The 16961-nt window shown below is 67.7% G+C and carries 17 protein-coding genes; 4 read left to right on the top strand and 13 right to left on the bottom strand.

Features of this window, described 5'->3' with window-relative positions; translation table 11 throughout:
- Positions 1-171: 171 nt before the first annotated feature.
- On the bottom strand, positions 172-648 hold the full coding sequence (locus tag ACIOJE_RS08075; RefSeq protein WP_400774267.1) for a MarR family winged helix-turn-helix transcriptional regulator: 477 nt from the start codon (positions 646-648) through the stop codon (positions 172-174).
- A gap of 63 nt (positions 649-711) precedes the next feature.
- On the opposite strand from ACIOJE_RS08075, the gene ACIOJE_RS08070 reads away from it, so the two are divergent.
- On the top strand, positions 712-1122 hold the full coding sequence (locus ACIOJE_RS08070; RefSeq protein WP_280685581.1) for a cupin: 411 nt from the start codon (positions 712-714) through the stop codon (positions 1120-1122).
- 438 nt (positions 1123-1560) lie between these two features.
- On the opposite strand, the gene ACIOJE_RS08065 is transcribed toward ACIOJE_RS08070, so the two are convergent.
- From ACIOJE_RS08065 to ACIOJE_RS08055, 3 genes are read right to left on the bottom strand one after another with little or no spacing between them, the layout of a single operon-like run.
- Positions 1561-1770 carry a DUF397 domain-containing protein gene (locus ACIOJE_RS08065; protein WP_400774263.1) on the bottom strand — a complete coding sequence of 70 codons (210 nt, stop codon included), beginning with the start codon at positions 1768-1770 and terminating at the stop codon, positions 1561-1563.
- A gap of 57 nt (positions 1771-1827) precedes the next feature.
- Positions 1828-2034 carry a hypothetical protein gene (locus tag ACIOJE_RS08060; RefSeq protein ID WP_400774261.1) on the bottom strand — a complete coding sequence of 69 codons (207 nt, stop codon included), beginning with the start codon at positions 2032-2034 and terminating at the stop codon, positions 1828-1830.
- Positions 2021-2224: a hypothetical protein gene (locus ACIOJE_RS08055; RefSeq protein ID WP_400774260.1), complete on the bottom strand. Its 204-nt coding sequence runs from the start codon at positions 2222-2224 to the stop codon at positions 2021-2023. The genes ACIOJE_RS08060 and ACIOJE_RS08055 overlap by 14 nt, the downstream gene beginning before the upstream one ends.
- A 495-nt stretch (positions 2225-2719) precedes the next feature.
- Here ACIOJE_RS08055 and ACIOJE_RS08050 point away from each other — a divergent pair, with 495 nt between their 5' ends.
- Entirely contained in the window at positions 2720-3475 is a 756-nt protein-coding gene (locus tag ACIOJE_RS08050) for a helix-turn-helix domain-containing protein (protein WP_400774258.1), read from the top strand.
- Positions 3476-3623: 148 nt separating this feature from the next.
- A complete protein-coding gene (locus tag ACIOJE_RS08045) occupies positions 3624-4889 on the top strand; it encodes a hypothetical protein (RefSeq protein ID WP_400774255.1) in 1266 nt (421 codons plus the stop codon).
- 351 nt (positions 4890-5240) lie between these two features.
- Here ACIOJE_RS08045 and ACIOJE_RS08040 read toward each other — a convergent pair whose 3' ends face one another.
- The 4 genes from ACIOJE_RS08040 to ACIOJE_RS08025 all read right to left on the bottom strand — a co-directional run bounded on the left by ACIOJE_RS08040 (position 5241) and on the right by ACIOJE_RS08025 (position 10792).
- Positions 5241-5822 carry a recombinase family protein gene (locus ACIOJE_RS08040; RefSeq protein WP_400774252.1) on the bottom strand — a complete coding sequence of 194 codons (582 nt, stop codon included), beginning with the start codon at positions 5820-5822 and terminating at the stop codon, positions 5241-5243.
- 841 nt (positions 5823-6663) lie between these two features.
- A complete protein-coding gene (locus ACIOJE_RS08035) occupies positions 6664-8046 on the bottom strand; it encodes a phage/plasmid primase, P4 family (RefSeq protein WP_400774250.1) in 1383 nt (460 codons plus the stop codon).
- Complete coding sequence (locus tag ACIOJE_RS08030; protein ID WP_400774248.1) at positions 8043-8495, bottom strand: hypothetical protein; 453 nt, start codon at positions 8493-8495, stop codon at positions 8043-8045. The genes ACIOJE_RS08035 and ACIOJE_RS08030 overlap by 4 nt, the downstream gene beginning before the upstream one ends.
- Before the next feature lie 593 nt (positions 8496-9088).
- Positions 9089-10792 (bottom strand): recombinase family protein, encoded by a 1704-nt coding sequence (locus tag ACIOJE_RS08025; RefSeq protein WP_400774245.1) that lies wholly within the window; start codon positions 10790-10792, stop codon positions 9089-9091.
- Positions 10793-10843: 51 nt separating this feature from the next.
- Here ACIOJE_RS08025 and ACIOJE_RS08020 point away from each other — a divergent pair, with 51 nt between their 5' ends.
- Positions 10844-11173 carry an antibiotic biosynthesis monooxygenase family protein gene (locus tag ACIOJE_RS08020; RefSeq protein ID WP_400774243.1) on the top strand — a complete coding sequence of 110 codons (330 nt, stop codon included), beginning with the start codon at positions 10844-10846 and terminating at the stop codon, positions 11171-11173.
- Between the two features lie 140 nt (positions 11174-11313).
- Here ACIOJE_RS08020 and ACIOJE_RS08015 read toward each other — a convergent pair whose 3' ends face one another.
- The 5 genes from ACIOJE_RS08015 to ACIOJE_RS07995 all read right to left on the bottom strand — a co-directional run bounded on the left by ACIOJE_RS08015 (position 11314) and on the right by ACIOJE_RS07995 (position 16766).
- Positions 11314-12927, bottom strand: coding sequence for a DUF2079 domain-containing protein (locus ACIOJE_RS08015; protein ID WP_400774240.1), 1614 nt, complete (start codon positions 12925-12927; stop codon positions 11314-11316).
- A 1-nt stretch (position 12928) separates the two neighbouring features.
- Positions 12929-14134, bottom strand: a complete 1206-nt coding sequence (locus ACIOJE_RS08010; protein ID WP_400774238.1) for a glycosyltransferase 87 family protein — start codon at positions 14132-14134, stop codon at positions 12929-12931.
- A 235-nt stretch (positions 14135-14369) separates the two neighbouring features.
- Positions 14370-14537 (bottom strand): hypothetical protein, encoded by a 168-nt coding sequence (locus tag ACIOJE_RS08005; protein ID WP_400774235.1) that lies wholly within the window; start codon positions 14535-14537, stop codon positions 14370-14372.
- Positions 14538-14577: 40 nt separating this feature from the next.
- Positions 14578-15537, bottom strand: coding sequence for a prolyl aminopeptidase (pip, locus tag ACIOJE_RS08000; protein WP_280685586.1), 960 nt, complete (start codon positions 15535-15537; stop codon positions 14578-14580).
- Between the two features lie 113 nt (positions 15538-15650).
- Positions 15651-16766: a Rieske 2Fe-2S domain-containing protein gene (locus ACIOJE_RS07995; RefSeq protein WP_400774231.1), complete on the bottom strand. Its 1116-nt coding sequence runs from the start codon at positions 16764-16766 to the stop codon at positions 15651-15653.
- Between the last annotated feature and the right edge of the window lie 195 nt (positions 16767-16961).

Genomic DNA, 16961 nt, shown 5'->3' with positions numbered 1-16961 from the left:
CGGCCCGGTGTGGATCCGGCCGGTGCGATCCGCCTCGGCGGCGCCGGTGAGGAGGATGACGGCGCCGTCGGAGAGGCGGTGCGGCGGTGGCGGTTGCTGCGGTGGTTGCGGCGATGGCCCGGCGCGGCCTCATGGGCTCCCCCTGCGGTTCGTTCGGACCCTGATGGTGGCTCACGGGCTCCCGAACCAGCGAGGGGTGTCGAGGCGGAACGGGTCGCCGGGGGCGAGCAGGCGCAGGGCCGTCTCCACCTCGCGCAGCCGCTCCTCGCCGAGGGTGGCGGACCACTCGGCGCGCAGCTCGTCGAAGATCCGGGCCGAGCGGACCAGGCAGTCCACGCCGCGGGCGGTCAGCCGGACCACCTTGCGGCGGGCGTCGGCCGGGTCGCTGCCGCGCTCGACGTAGCCGAGCTGCTCCAGGTTCTCGACGGTCTTGCCGGCGGCCTGCTTGGACACGCCGAGGCGGCAGCCGAGTTCGACGGCGGTGGTGCCGTGCGGGCCGATCGCCTGGAAGACGAAGCCGTGCATCGGACGCAGATCGGGGTGGCCCTCACGGGCGATGCGCTCGTGGAGCTCGTCGATGATCGTCCGGAAGGCGAGCAGGAGGCGCAGCGGCAGCTCGAAGCCGGGCGGGGCGGGTTCGCTTGACACGGATAGACAACCTCATTGACCATATAGACAACGCCATTGACCATCTTAAGGGGTTTCCCAACCATGCCCGTGATCCGTCACACCGACGCCCGTCGCACCGAGACGCCGAACGCCGTCATGACCACCTACGCCTCGCCCACCCAGGGCTCAACCGCCCTCGCCATGTGGAAGGTTGACATGGAGGCCGGCAAGAGCGGCCCGCTGCACGCGATGGACGTCGAGCAGATCTGGACGTTCGTCACCGGCTCCGCCACCGTCGAGCTGGCCGACGGCCCGGTGACCGTCGCGGCGGGCGACACCCTCGTCCTCCCGGCCGACGTCGCCCGCCAGATCACCACCGCCGACGGCTTCACCGCCGTCGTCGCCGGGCCGTCCCCGGCCCACGTCTACAACCCGGACGCCGTCACCCCGCCCGGTGCCTGCGGCCTCGCGCCGAAGGACGACGAGCGCCTCCTCCCGCCGTGGATCGCGTGACCCGTCGGGTGTGAGGTGTAGGACACTGCTGGCAGCAACCGAGCCGGCGGCCGTTCACGCGCCCCGGCAGACGAGGAGAGGTGCGGCATGTCCGTCGTCAAGATCAATGAATGCGTTACACCGCTCACATGAGATCTGACCGGTGGCCGTCGTAGGAAGTGCCGCCGGACGGCGAAGCCCCGACCATGCGTCACGGGGGACGATGCATGGTCGGGGCCATTTCTGGGTCATGTGGGCGTGGACTGCCCACCGTGGTTACCCGAGGGGTTGTCCGGCCCGTGCCTTCTCGGCCGGTACGGACGGCCCTTCGGCGTGTACCGGTACGGGTCGCGTTGATCCGGGTACGTCGCCCACTGGTTGCACCGGAAGCAGAATCCGTCGCCGGTTTCTGGGTCGGCTGCGATGGGCTGGCGGCACAGCGGACAGTCCACGGTTCTCCTACGCGCTCAGGTCGAACTCCCCGGCCTTGATGGCGTTGGTGAAGTCCGCCCACGCCTCCGGGGTCATGGTGACCACCTCACCGGGCCGCTCGGAGTCGCGCAAGGCGACCACGCCGGGGATGTTGGTGGCCACCTGCGGGCACGCCTTGCGCACCGTGTTCTGACAGGCGGCGATGGTGACGAACTCGAACTCGGGACGGGCGGTCATTCCACTGTCCTCTCTCGCGATCTTCCTTGCGGTCCCCGCCCCCTTGGGACGGGAGTCTCAAAGCCCCCAGCGCGAGCGGGCGTTGGCGATCGCCGCAGCAATCCTGAGACGGGCCATGGTCGGCGAGTCGGGGACGGGCTCCAAGGACGGCAAGGCGTTCTCCTTGGTGCTCTCCTGGTCGTCCTGGTCGACCGGATACGGCACCGGCCCGCCCAGGAAGCTCGTCCAGTCCGGCGGCAGGTACTCCGGCTCACTCGTCGGCATCGTGCGCCACCAGGCATTCGCCGTCCGCGATGTGCTGCGCCTGTCCGCGCGCCAAGTTCCTTGCGATCGTGGGGAAGTCCTCGGCGGGGTACTGCGCTTGCGCGGAGTCGAAGTACTGGCAACCGGGGCACTGGTCAGCGTCCGGTGCGGGCTCGTCCGGTGTCCGCCGGGCGATCTCACGGAGCAACACACGCCACCGCCTTACAGGTGAGTTCGTGCGCCAGGCAGCGAAGCTCGATCTCGCGCAGCACCGACTGATCCGGAAGCTGGGGCGACTCCGCGAACACGCGGGCGATCTTGTCGAAGGATGCGCACACAGTGCACCCCGGCCGGCTGTCAGGTGGCGCCACTGGTCACGTCCTCCCACCCCAGCGGGGCGTACTTGAAGGGGTCCGGAGGGCGCCGGTCGTCGTCCGCCTTCGCCTTGCGGTAGTCGGCGCGGCAAGCGGCGATCAAGGCCGGGCTGGCGCGCTTGCCGGGCGGTCGCCTGTGCCGATCGGCTTCATGTTCCTCGCGTGTCATCGTCACCGCTCTCCGACTCCGGTCCCGTGTTCCGCCGACTGTCAGCGAACCGATCGTGCCCCGACCCCGAGAGCCATTGCGACGTCGTGAGGGCGTCACTCCGGAGTCCTGGCAAGACGTCATTTAGGCGTCGTCGGACGATGTTTGGGCCTATCGTCTAGTCATGACTACGCCGAATGAGACCCTTCGGGCCGTACGCCTCGGGCTCCGTCTCAGCCAGGACGAGTTCGCGAAGCGGCTGCGGGCAGTCGGGGAGGATCAGGGAGAGCCGAACGACGCCAGTAAGCGCCTGGTTCAGCGCTGGGAGTCGGGAGAGGTGAGGTATCCCCGTCCGGTGTACGTTCGAGCCCTTGAAGCTGTCACCAAGATTCCCGTTGACCGCCTCGGCTTCGACTCGCCACAGTTGCCGCCAAGGGTCAGCGTGGACGGTACAGGAGGGCACGACGTGACCAGTGATGAACCGGGCGTGCCCGTGCAGGCTGCGCCCGCTCCTACAGGTGAGGACTACTCGGGAGTCTGGGTCAGCCACTACGAGTTCTATAGCAGCAGTCGGGAGAACACGTTCACCGGCCTGCACCACGTCGTGCTGTCCCAGAACGGGAACCGGATCACGGGGCGATCCCTCCCAGGGGCGTCATCCAACCCCGAATCGCCGCTGTCATTCGATCTCACTGTTGATCGGAACGTCGTGACGGGTTCCTGGGTGGAACAGACCGCACAGGACGGCTACTACCAGGGGGCCAGGTACCACGGCGCCATTCAGTTGTTGGTCGACCCGACCGGCCGCCGCATGGCCGGCAAGTGGGTCGGCTTCGGCAAGGAGTTCGACGTCAACACCGGGCCGTGGGAGCTGCGCCTCTTGGACAAGTCCACGGCTGACGACGTCCTGAGCCGCTACAGCGTGCCGCCGGAGGCATAGCCCGCCTGACGGCGCACACGAGTAAGAACCCGGAGACGGGTGAGACGATAAATGAGAATGTTAACGGGAATCAGATTTTGCTTGGGTGTCCCGTAGCACGTTGGTTTCCTGTGACGGCATGGGTGCAAGCGTCAGATTAAGGTGGCAGGTGTCGATTATTTCTGGGATTTGGTCTGGCGGATCTCCTGGAAGGCTGCGCCGTGATGCTCGGCGTGATTGTGAGCAGATATGCCGGGTTTACTCGCAAATGCTCAATGGCATTGAAGGAAACTTCACTCCGGAAGAATTTCGAGAAGTTCGTGCCGCAGTCCGTTCCGCTGCTTCGCGAAGGTTTCGTCATCGAGTCTGGGTGCGCCGCTTCTGTGAGAGTACCCCTGGGTTTATCGCAGAGACTGCACTATTTGCGGCTTTGATCGCGGGCACCTATTGGGTCTATGGCCATTTCATCCACCCCGGCTCCTCCTGGTCTGCTCTTGAGGCTCTCAATACGGGCATATGGGCAGTTGCTTTGTATGGCGCCATTATAGTTTTCAGGATCGCATTTAATCCGATTGCATCGCTGGACGGGCGGGCGGTGGCAGACAAGTCTGCGCGCTATCAGCTGCTGCTGGCGTTGGCATGGATCTCGATGGTGCCCATTATGACTTGGGGCTTCATAGCAATTGCAATTCAGTGGTCAGGTGGGCGGCTCCCGCCGCTTCTTGCTGTTGATTTCAGGGCTAGCGTGCTCTTGCTGGGCCTGACGATGTTTGCCAGGCCGGTAGTGCGTACTTTGGCAGGGCGATGGCTCGTGAAGACTGAGATGAGCGCCCACCCCTTCGACGGCATGATCTTGTCATTTTTGCAGTGTGCCCACAGTATTGAGTCATCGAAAGAGCAGTGGCATGTCGGATCTCGATCGAGATATTTGATTGCGTGGATTGAGGTGGCTGCTAAAGAGTGTGAGCGGTTCCCTTCTGCTAGTCGCAGGGTGGCTTTTGTCGATCGTGCGGCTCGGCGGAGCTATCGAGACATTGGCTACCAAGTTGCAGCGGTTGTGCGCTCGCACAAGATAATGGTGGCCCGGGCTGGTCGAGAGCGTGACTATTCTGCAGCCGCCGAATCATTCTGTAGTGCATTGGTGGGCTTGGGTCGAGGTGAAATTGGCCAGCTGCTGGTAAATGCTGGCGAGGTTTCTAATGTCTCGCGCATGCGTGTGGCGGCTCGTCGAGTCGGCCCGTCGCTGCCGTTGTTTGTGGCTGCGTTTGTTATTCCGTTGATCCCGCAAGTCTCGGCTTCTTCGGAAGCGGTAGGAGGTATTCGGGTGACTCTCATAATTGCTGGTACTCTGTCCCTGATTGTTCCTCTGGATTCGCCAGCAGGATCTAGAGTTATGGATGCTGTGGCAAAATCATTGGAGGGGAACGGTAAATAGCTCTGCTGGAATTGCGTAGGGGGCATCTGCCCTCACCCGATTAATGGTGGGCGGTGCGCCGGCCCCTGTTTGGTGGCGCTGAGACTGTCATAATGTCCGTTAACAGGGATTAGGGCTGCCCTTGAGGGGCCTTTGTTTTGCATCTCTGGACTGAACTCGGTTGATCGGCAGTCCAGTTGGCGGCCGGGGGCCCGGAAGCGGCGTGACACTCAGGGTGCGTGCGCGAAGCTGGAGCTGGGGTCGCCAGAAGCCACACGCCGTGAACTTCTGCAGTGCCTATCCCCGGCGTCCGGGACGACAAAGAGCCGCCCGTCCGCAGTGGGACAGGCGGCTCTCCGGTAGGCGCAGCGGCTACGACTCGTCAAGGTGGCGGTACAGCGTCGCCCGGCTGATCCCGAGCGCCTTCGCGATGCTGCTCACGCTCTCCCCCTTCGCGCGGCGGGTACGGGCAATGGCCAGCTTGTCCTCGCTGATCACGGACGGCCGCCCACCGGCCCGCCCCTGAGCCTTCGCGGCGTCCAGCCCGGCGCGGGTTCGGTCCTTGATCAACGAGCGCTCGAACTCCGCCATCGCGCCGACCACCTGGAGCATCAGCCGGCCGTCCGGAGTGTTCGGGTCGATGCTCGCCAACGCACCCGTCAGGACCTTGAACCCGACCCCGCGCGCAGACAGCGCGTCCACCATCGTCACAAGGTCGATCAGCGACCGGGCGAAGCGGTCCAGCTTCCACACGCACAAGGTGTCGCCGGGGCGGAGGTAGTCCAGGACGGCCAACAGCTCTGGGCGGTCGGTGTTCCTCCCGCTGGCCTTGTCGGTGAAGATCCGGACGCAGCCCGCTTCGGTCAGCGCGTCGTGCTGGAGCTGTGCCTCCTGGTCGTTGGTGGAGACTCGGGCGTAGCCGATCAGGTGGCCGGTGGTCTTGGTCGTCGCCATGCCCCAATCGTCTCAGAACTCGTCTCATAACACCATGGGCTCCGGGAAGATTTTGAGACGGGTTTTGAACATCGAATCGGGGTCGCTGCGCCCTCCCGCCGGACCATCTCACAAATCATCGTTTCTGGGACGTTGTTCGAGGGTGACTGAACGTCACGGTGGACTCCCTTTAGGGATGCGCTCTTGCGCAGCGTGCCCAGGCATCCTGAGCTGACCACCTGTGGTGGTCGCTACTGACACGCCCTTGCGAGGCAGAACGGCGGTGCGGTAGCCGCAGGTGCGGGTGCCATGCCGGACGCGAGATGTCCGGTAGATGTCCGGTGATATGTCCTTCACGCCACTGCCTCCAGGTCGATTGACTAGTGCCATGGCGCAGAACAAGAACAGGCGACCTCAGTTCGAACTTCGCTGGGGAGGAGTCCACTTGACCATCCAGCGCATCCCCGCGTGGATGGTCACAGTGGCAACTGCTGGCAGCACCGCCCTCGCAGCCTGGTGGACGCAGCGGTGAGGCTTGAACCGGAGTCAGCGCACGGGCAGTCCGCAGAGGTGCATGTGATCACGAGAGCCGCGCCTCGGCGGCGAATGCCAAGAGATCACCCTGCCCTGTCCCGCGCAAACACTCCGAACAGCCATGCGAGAGTTTTTCCTCCCTGCCGGTCGAGGTCGGGACCGAAGGGGGGTACCTGCCTTGGGGGTGGCCGCCGCTCAGCGCCAGAACGCCGCCCGGCGAGACGCTTGAGACACTTCTGAGGGTGATTGCACCAACCTTCTCCATGCGCGCGAAGAGAAGGTTGGTACAACTGACCTCCAAGGTGTCTCAAGCGTCTCGCCCGCTGTCCTACCGGACCTGTCCGAACACGTCCCGCTGGACGGCCACCAGCCGGACGCCGATCACGCCGCGCACCTGCTTGCCGTTGATCCGCTGCCTGCCGACTTCCGCGCCGAACTGCCGGGCCACGGCCTTGGACCACGCCTGCGGCTGTCCGGGCAGCTTCGGGTGCACCTGTTCACCGCGCTGCTTGATCTCGCTGTTGGACACGAAACCGTCCGGCTGGACCTCGAAGTTGGCCGCCACCCAGTCGGCGAACGGGTCGGACTCCTCCCGGTACTCGTCGGTCGCCCTGGTGACCCGCTCCGGCTCGTTCAGGCCATGCTCGAACCACTCGACGGCGCCCCGCACCGCCCACGCGGCTATGCCCTCCGCTTCGGCCATCAGCCGGCCTTTGAGCCCCGTGTCCTCCCGGCCGATGAACGACTCGTCCCACGGCACGCAGCGGAAGCGCCGCCAGATACCTTCGTCGGTTCCCCGGATGGTCGGTTTGTCGTTGCCGGACATGATCAGCAGTGCGGTGGGCGTGAAGTCGTACGCGGGCTTGTACTTCTGGTTCGCGGTGAGTAGGTCGGCGGCCGTGAAGAGCTTCACGAACGCTTCGTCCAGGCGGGCGGCCGTCATTTCGCTGGACAGCACGAGCCGGGCTCCGTGGAGCTTGGCCACCAGCGACCCGTTACGGCCGTTGCGCTGCTTCTCCCAGAACTCGGCTTCCTGAGCAGTGGTCACGGCCGCGAAGACCTTGCCCAGCGTCTCGGTGAACACCCCCTTGCCGTTGCGCCCCGACCCGTAGAAGAACGCCAGGCACTCCTCCCGCGTCGAGCCCGTCACCGCGTACCCCGCGAGTCGCCGCAGGAACGTGTGCATCTCCGGATCGTCCGGGTGTGAACTCTCAAGAAACCTGAGCCAGTTCGGACATTCGGCATCCTCGCGGTAGTCGTGGTCAACAAGCCTGGTGATCAGGTCGTCCGGGTCGTGGGGGCGCAGCCGGCCCGTGCGCAGGTCGACGGTTCCGTTGCGGAAGGCTAGAGCGAACGGGTCGGCGTCCAGGTCGGCCACGGTGCGCCGGATGCTCGGCATGGCCCGCATTTCCAGTAGGGCGGCCGTGATCAGCCGGGAGGTGCGGAGTGCCCGGCCCGCGTCGATCAGGGCGTCACTGCCCGCGCCGATCGCCTCAGCCAGCAGGGTGTTCGACACGTCGTGGACCATGCCGCGCGCGACGGCGTCGTGGCTGGAGTCGTTCACCCAGTGCCGCCCGTCCCACGTGTACCAGCCGGGGCCGTCCACGTGGATGAGCCGCCCGCGCACCTTGTCCGCGATGAACTCCGCGCGGTCGACGTCGGTGCCGTCCCGCTGCGTCAGAAGGCGTACCGCCTCGGTTGCCGTGCTCATCGGCCGCTCCGCTTGTTCTTGGCCTGCCAGGCGGCGAGGTACGCGCTGTTGCGGCCCGTACGGCCACGCTGTCCGGTCGCGTCCGTCAGGGCGCGGAGTTCGTGGTTGCGCTGGTTGGTGGCGGGCCCCGGAGCGCTTTCCCGGCGTGCGGCCTCCCGGGCCTCTTCCTCCGCTGCCCGTAGGAGGGAGGCAGCGTAGGACTGCTCCCGATCCCAGTTGGTGCGGGACTCCTCGGGCGCGATCTCGTAGTGCGGCAGGCGGACTGCGCCCTGGCAGTGCGGAGCACGGGTGCCCGTCATGTCGGCGCGCTTGCCGTCGCCGCCCCCGTGGCGGTGTTCTGCGGGGCAGTACGGGCACAGGACGGCGAGCATCCACGTCCCGTCGGCGCTGCGGCCGGTGACGCGTGCGGGCGCGACGGGCGGGCGCTGTACGGAGTGCTGTTCGGACATGCTGATCCTCACTGGTTTGGAAAATGGAAAACCCCCGCAGGTGGCCCGTCACCCCATGCGCCAACACGGGTGGTACGGGCTCTGCGGGGGTTGCTGGTGGTCCCGGTCACGGGAGAGGCGGAGGCACGGCGGTTGGCGTCACTGTGGCTACGGGGAAGGGGGCGGAAGAAGTCCGCCAAAAAGTCCTCCCCCTCCTTGTGGAGGCCGACGATTTCCAGACAAAGCCCTTGTAAGCGGATGAATCGGGACAAGGGCTGGGCGAATCTTCACCAGTCCTTCACCTTGAGGGCTTCGGATCTCACCATTCGAGACAGGGGTCGATACTTGGCCCTTTGATATCTGTAGGGATCAGAGATTGTCCGGAGAAAGCGACGTAACAGCGCAAGCGGGACACTTTCCCGGAAAGTGTGACCCAAGCGTTGTGCAGCGGACCACGCGCTCTTTCTGTGCGCACTGGAGCGCACCGCCTTCCTGGCCGCCCGCACACCCAAAAGCCCCACGGGGCCCCAGGGGGCGCGAATAAGCCCCGCCCGACCGATTTTGGTCAGACGGGGCGTTGCATGGGCCTCAAGGGCTGCCGGGGCCCTCTGGCGTTAGTCGGCGGACGGCTTCTCGGCCCACCTGATGACTACGCGGTCCCGGGTGTTTGCGTTCCGGCCCCTGCCTATCGCCTTGGTGATCCGGACCGAGTCCACGAACAGCGACAGGAACTCCCGTTTGCGCTCAAGGGTCATGCCCGCCCAGGTTGAGCCGTCGCCTATCGGGTCGCTGTCAGGCGTTGTCCAGTCCGTCGGGATCGTGACGGTTCGGCTGCTTGCCGATCGGAACTCTTCGACCCGCGCGGAAACGCGCTCCTCGTGAGCCGCCAGCCGGGCGACTGATTCGGCGAATATCCGATTGCCGGTCTCGCCGACGTACAGACCCTCCTGCCGATCCTGGTACAGCGTTCGAAGTGCTTCGCGCACGTGGACCAACTCGGCTTCTGATGCGGCCTGTTCGGCATCATGAGTCGGGTCCTGCTGCTGGCGGGTGAACCGGCGAGCAGCCTCCATCAGCCACTCTGCGTCGTCCTCGTCCGCCGGGTCCATGGCTGTCAGACGCGCCCAAACGGAGCTGGCCACCTCGTAGTCCGCAGCCGTTGCGTCGATGACCAAACCGCCGTGCCCGGGGACGACACCGGCGGGGCGGTTGCACTTGTAGTAGAGCTTGGGGTTCTCGTCGTCGCCCCTGTCGTCCGCCACCATGACTGAACCGCAGACGTCGCAGAACAGCATTCCGTGGCCAGCGAGCAGCGTCGGGACGCGACGGCCAGAGCGGGCGACGACCTTCGAGCGGCCGTTCAGGATCTCTTGGAGAGTCCACCACTCCACTGCCGTGATGATGCCGTCGTGCGACACCACGGGAGAGCCGTCGTCTCCGCGCAGAACGGTCCGCTTGCCCTGTGTTCCGGGGACCACGTTGCCGTCCTCGTCCTTCGTGCGCGGCTTCCGGCCTTCCCAGATCATGGCGTACCCGGCCAGCCGGGGGTCTCGGAGAATGCGCAGGACGGTGGAGGTCGTCCAGCCGGGGCCAGCGAGGCTCTTGGACGAGCCGTTCGCGCGGCGTGCTTCAAGGCGTTTGGTGCCCTTGTCGCCCAGCGTGGTCACCTTGGTCGGTGCGTTCGACTTGGTGAGCTGACGCGCTATGTCTCCGGCGGACATGCCATCGGCAGCCCAACGGGCCATGTCACGCACGTGTGGCGCCTCGATCGGGTCAGGAATCAGTCGCATCACGGACAGTTCGCCGCGCTGCTCCCGGACCGTCCGGAAGCCGTACGGCGGGATGCCGGAAACGTGGCTCCCGGCCGCGCGTAGCGTCTCCTTGGTCGCCGCGACGTAGGCGGACTTGAGGTCGGATTCCTGCTGAGCCAGTGCGGCGATCAGACCGAAGATGGCAACGCCCATCGGGGTGGAGGTGTCGAGGTAGGGCTCTTCGACCGAGACCAGGCGCACGCCGTACCGGGCCAACTCCTCGTTGATCTTCATGGCCTCCAAAGCGCCCTGCCTGGTGAGGCGGGAGAGGGAGAACACGACCACGGCGTCAACCTGACCGGCGCGGACGGCCGCCATCATCTCTTCGAACCCGGGTCGAGTGACGTTGGGGTCCCAACCCGACTTGCCGACGTCTTCGAAGTGGCCGTTGTTCTCCCAGCCCTTCGCGACGATCAGGGCTTCGGTCTTCGTTCGCTGGGCAGCCGGCGAAGCCTGCGAGTCGTCCTCACGCTTCTTTGACTGTCGTATGTAGGAGACTGCTCGCACGTGGTCAAGGTTATGTGCCCAGGTAGCGGGCCTAATGATGAGAGGTGCCATGTGAGTAGCATCGTTAAGATCAACGTACTGACGGTCCCGGCCGAGCAGCGCGAGGTGCTGGAGCAGCGCTTCGCCTCGCGGGCCGGCACGGTGGAGAACTCGGACGGCTTCGAGTGGTTCGAGCTCCTCCGTCCGGTCGAGGGCACCGACGACTACCTCGTCTACACCCGCTGGCGCGACGAGGCCTCCTTCCAGGCCTGGATGGAGGGCCCCATGAAGGCGGCGCACCAGGGCACCGGCGGAGGCGGCGAGCGGCCCAAGCCCGCCGCCTCCGGTTCCACCGTCTGGTCCTTCGACGTCGTCCAGCAGACCGGCCCCAAGGGCGCCTAGCCAGGGCCTGCCCGGCCGTAGGTCGGACGGTCGGGCCCTCTTCCGGCCCGGTGAAGGTGCGGTTCCCGGCGAAGGCCGGTGAACCCCTCCTTCCGGGGCGGTCGAGGGCCCGACGCGGCTTCGCGACCGCGCGGGGCGCGTCAGCCGCGGAAGAGGTTGTGGCCCACGTCGGAGGGGACCAGGTCCTGGGTGGGCTTGCTGTCCGGGCCCGGGACGTGTTCGCCGGGGATGGGGGCGGTGCTCTCGCGGTGGAGGAGGGAGACGCCGTCCTCGGACCAGATCTGCCGGTACCCGTGGTCCAGGAGGAGCTGGATCCGCTCCGCCTGCTGCGTGTCCGTGGCGAAGGGGAACGAGCGCTTGTTGGAGCGGGTGAGCACGTACTCGCGTCCTCGTGGGGTCTCGTCCACCAGGACCACGTCCGTCCTGGCGGTCAGCCGCGGCGCGATCTGGTTGTCGGCCTCGACCGAGGCGCCGTCGGGGATCAGCGCGGCCGCCCGTACCAGGGCGGCCTCGCTCGGTTTGGGCTGCCAGGAGGACGGCACGGCGAGCTGCATCAGTCCGAGCGGTACGGCGGCGACCAGTGCGCAGCCCGCCGTCGCCAGGCCCAGCGTGCGGGCCCGCCGAGCGGTCCGCTCGGCGGCGGTCAGCCTGCCCAGCACCTCGATGGCCGCCGTGAGCAGGATCGGCCAGAGCATGGAGTCGTAGTGGCGGGCGATCGACCAGTGGTTGGGGTTGCTGGAGAGGATCCGCTCGGCCAGGAGCGGGAGCGCGCACAGCACGGTCGCCGACCGCAGCGGCAGCAGGCACATGGTGCCGAAGAGCCAGAGCAGCAGCAGCGGCTTGAGCGGCTGGTCGAAGGCGGCCTGCACCAGGAGCAGCGGGTCGTGCAGCAGGTTGCGGACGGCATCGCCGCCGTCGGAGCCGAGCTTGGCGTAGTTCCAGTAGTAGCCCGGCTCGCCGCCCATCGCCGGGATCAGCCACTTGATCGCCACCGCCGCGGCGAGCGGGCCGCCCAGCAGCAGGCCGAGGCCCGTGCGGCGGCCGGCGCGGTCGTCCGTACCGCGGGTGCGCAGCAGCAGCACCAGGCCGTACGCCCCGACCATGAGGCCGAGGTCCTCCTTGGTGCAGCAGAGCAGCACGGCGCTGAGGACCACGGTGCCGTACTTCCGCGCGAGGCCGCGCTCCAGCATCAGCAGGGTCAGCGGGACCGCGAAGGCGACCTCGTGGAACCCGACCCGGGAGGCGACCAGCAGCGGCCACCCGAGCGCGTAGACGAGGCCGGCGAGGTCGGCGGCCCGACGGGCGGTCTTCGGTTCTGCGGCGGCGAAGCAGTGGGCGGTGATCCGCCGGATCAGTGGTACACCGACGGCGAAGAGCAGGGCCTGGCCGATGATCAGCGAGCGCGGGTCGTCCCAGATCCAGTACAGCGGCGCGAGGAGGGCCAGGACCGGGGAGAAGTGGTCGCCCAGCAGGGAGAAGCCCGGCGGGAACTCGTGGTGGTAGCTCTTCAACGACGAGACGGGCAGCCCGAAGTGGGCGTACCCGCGCACGCCCTGGTCGAAGATGCCGAGGTCGAAGCCGCCGAGCGACACGGACGTCCAGCCCTGCATGCCGATGGCGCACATGACGGCGAAGCAGAGGACGCTGAGCAGCGCGGTGCGCCGGGCCGGTGTGCGCACGAGGGCCGGGGAGGGCTTGCGGACACCGGGCGCGGCGGCGGGCGGCGACGGTGCGGACGCGGTCTGGGTGGTCACGTCAGACCTGACTCGTCAGTGCGGCGTCGCGGTCGGTCCTGCTGCGCGGGAGGGACCAGCCGGTTCCGGTTCCGGTGTCGGCCTGGCGCCGTGCGCGGTACAGCCGCAGCCCCACCACGGTGAGGACGGCGATGCCCAGGGGCGGGTAGATCGAGCCGGGCAGCTGCCAGTACCAGGCGACGCCGCGGCCCCACCGGTGGGGCGCCGTCCACATGGCGTGGGAGAGGAACACCGCCAGCGTCACGCCGAGCAGCACCTTGCGCGCCCTGGTCCTGGCCTCCACGACCAGCAGCGCGATCAGGGGGATGCACCAGACCCAGTGGTGGGTCCAGCTGATCGGCGAGACCAGCAGCGCGGTGAACGCGGCGCAGACCGCGCCCCAGGCGTCGGCCCGGCGCAGGATCCGGGCGGAGCGCCCGGCGAGGACGGCCACCGCGAGGCCGAGCGTCCCGACGATCGCGGAGGCGGCGAGCCCGACCAGGCCCGGGTCGTTGACGTCGAGCAGACGGCAGATGGCTCCCCGGAGCGACTGGTTGTCCATGAGGACCGTGACGCCGACCCGGCTCGGGTCCCACAGGTAGTTCGTCCAGAATCCGTAGGAGGCGTCGGGCAGCGCGATCCAGCCGATCAGGCCGGCCGCCAGGAACGTGCCGCCCGAGACCATGGCGGCCCTGATCCGCCCGGTCAGCAGCAGGTACACGGCGAACAGGCCCGGGGTGATCTTGATGGCGGTGGCCAGGCCGATGCCCACGCCCTTGAAGCGACTGCCGTCGGGCCGGGTCAGGTCCCACAGGACCAGGCACAGGATGGCGAGGTTGACCTGGCCGTACTGGAAGGTGGTGTACACCGGCTCCAGCCAGACGCTCAGGCCCGTCGCGAGCAGGACGGCGGCCGGACGGTGGCGGGCGGCGGGCCACCCGATCAGCCGGAGGGAGAGGTGGACGGCCAGGGCGAGCAGGGCGAGGTTGAGGAGCATCACCAGGACCCGCAGGGTGCTCACGTCGAACCAGGTGCTCGGCACGAAGAGCATCGCGGCGAAGGGCGGGTAGGTGGCCGGCAGGTCCCAGCCGGGCAGCCGCATCGCGTACAGGTCCTGGCCGTGGACGACCGCGGCGCCCTCGGCCCGGTACACGAGCATGTCGACCATGGTCGCCGCGTGGAAGAAGTGGCGCACGATGGCGAAAGCCGCCAGTGACACCCCTGCCACGACGGCCGCTACGATGGTCCAGGACTTCGGTCTTGTGGGTGCCGAGGCGCCGGTGGACTCCTCCGTTTTTTCCCGCCGCGCCCACCGTGTAAGACCGAACTCCCGCACTGCGATGGCACCTCGTTGAGATAGACCAGATCGTTCCGTCGTCAGCGTCTGGGCCCACCCACCATAACCGACCCCTCTGAGGCCGACCGCGACTCGGTCCGGCCGCCGCCTCCGGCCCGGGGCCCGCTCAGGCCGTGGCGGTCTGGAGGACCTCGCGCAGGCCCGGGACGGATGCGCGGTCGGCGCGCCAGACCGGCCGGAGGCGCAGGGCGGGGGGCCGGAGGGGGAACCGGACCAGGGCGCCGGAGGTGAGTTGGTCCTGGACGGCGACGTCGGAGGGGCCCGGAAGTAGCAATGTTTCTCCCGGGCCCCCGCGCGTGGGCGTCCGCGGAGGGTCAGCGGTTCTTGAACTCCTCGATGGCCGTCCGCACCGTCTGGTGCGTCGTGGGGCTTCCGGCGTGTCCGGCGTCCTCGATGATGTGGAGTCGCGCGTCGGGCCAGGCCTTGGCGAGTTCCCACACGGCCTGGACCGGGCAGCCCATGTCGTGCCGGCCCTGCACCAGGACCGCCGGGATTCCGGCCAGTTTGTGGGCGTTGCGCAGGAGTTGGTCCTCCTCCAGCCAGGCGCCGTTGCTGAAGAAGTGGGCGCAGATCCGGACGAACGCGATCTGCTCGTCGACCTCCTGGTCGCTGTACATGCCGGGCACGCCGTTGGGCTCGGTGGAGACGACCGCGTCCTCCCAGGTGAGCCAGTCGACGGCGGCCTTCTCCCGGACGGCACGATCGGGGTGCTCCATCAGCCGCGCGTAGGCCGCGAGCAGGTCGCCGTCCCGCTCGCCCTCGGGGACGCCGTCGCGGAACCGGTCCCACGCCTCGGGCTGGAACCGCCCGGCGCCCCGGTAGAGCCAGTCGAGCCCTGTGCGGCTGCTCGTCGTCACCGCCAGGAAGACGATCTCGGTGACCCGCTCGGGGTGCTGCTGCGCATAGGCCAGGGCGAGCGTGGTGCCCCAGGAGACGCCGTTGAGCAACCACTTCTCGATGCCGAGGTGCTCGCGCAGCCGCTCCATGTCGTCGACCAGGTGCCAGGTGGTGTTCAGACTCATGTCCACGGCAGGGTCGCTGGCGTGCGGGGTACTGCGACCGCAGTTGCGCTGATCGAAACGGACGACGCGGTAGCGCTCGGGATCCCAGGCCCGCATCGGGCCCCGCGGCGCGCCCCCGCCCGGGCCGCCGTGGACGTGCACGGCGGGCTTGCCTTCGGGGTTGCCGTACTGCTCGTAGTAGATGCGGTTGCCGTCTCCGGTGTCGAGGAACCCGGTGTCGTAGGGATGGGTCGGAGCGTAGAGATCAACCATGACCGTCGAGCCTACGGAGCGATCGCGGTCGGGTTCCACTGATTTCTGCCTCAAACTGCCGCATTGACACGGGTATTGAGTCGAAGGGGCGGGCGGCGTGGAGGGCCGGGCGCTCACGGCTTGGTGGTTGCGCTCGGGGTGCTGCGGCCGTTCTGGCGTGCGGCGGTGGTCGGCGTGGGGAGGCGTTCCTGGCGGTCGTGGTCCTGCGGGTAGAACTGCCGGGCCCAGTGCCGCAGGGCGCCGATCGGGCCGTCGCCGGGGGCGAGTCGCGGCGGCGACAGGTACTTCTTGGTGGACCAGATCGGGAAGTCGGCCGCGGTGAACTCGCAGCTCCACTTGAACATCAGGCCCGACAGCAGCCGCGAGAGCGACCGGCTGACCGTCCTGCCGAGCGCGGGCGGCAGGGCGGCCGGCGGCGCGAAGGAGAACCGGCTCGCCTGCCTGAACTGCATCCGGCCGGGGGCGACCATGGTGGCCATCACCAGGGAGCACATCTCCAGTCCGAGGGCGGGCGTGCGCACGTCGCTGTGCAGGCAGCTGAGGCCGTAGCCGTCCACCTCGATCTCGACCTGGCGCCGGCCCAGGATCGGGAACTCCTCCTGCACCCGCATCGAGACGTGGAACGTCACGCCGTCGAAGGCGACCGGTGCCGCCAACTCGCCCCGGGTCCAACCGTGGAGGGTGAGGAAGTGGCCCAGGTCCACGGCGTTCTCCATGACGTCCTGCGCATAGCCGGGCATCTCCCAGGCGGCGTGCTGCGGCGGCTGGTCGCCGAGGGCGTGCCACGCCGGGATCTCCCAGTCCGGCTGCCGGCCGTCGTGATGGCGCCAGACGAAGACGGCGTCGTTCACCTCGCGCACCGGCAGCTGTGCCAGGGCGGCCTTCGGCGGCGTGGTGCCGTAACCGGTGCGCACGCACCGGCCGTCCGGGTCGAAGGCGAAGCGGTGGAAGGGGCAGACGAGGTCGTTCCCGTCGACCTCGGCGAGGCCGAGATGGGCCCCCAGGTGCGGGCAGTACGGACGGGTCGCCCGGATGCGGCCGTTCCGCAGCCGGTACAGCACGACGTCCTCGCCGGCCAGTTGGCGGGTGAGCACCGTGCCGGGCTTCAGCTCGGCGCTGAAGGCGAGCGCGGACCAGCCGTCGGGGTAGGGCAGGCCCGGTGGCAGGGCGAGGTCGCCCGGGGTCGGACGGCTGCTGACGGAGTGGACGTGTTTTCCGAACGCGCGCAAGAGTTCTCCTTCTGCTGTGGCGGATCGAGTCGGCGGCGCAAGAGGAAATCGGGAAATGCGAAAATCCGACCAAAGGAAATTCCGTGGTTCTACGCCAACCCGGCGGGGAAATTTGTTTCCGGACGAAATGCGCCCCACATGCTAGCCACAGATGGAGAGGGGTTGCACGAACAATCCGAATGGCAAGGGGTAAAT

It is taken from the genome of Kitasatospora sp. NPDC087861, from assembly GCF_044742585.1.
In the GTDB taxonomy this organism is placed as follows: domain Bacteria; phylum Actinomycetota; class Actinomycetes; order Streptomycetales; family Streptomycetaceae; genus Kitasatospora.
Note: the sequence above shows the minus strand (reverse complement) of the source record. Positions and strands in the feature narration are given on the sequence as shown.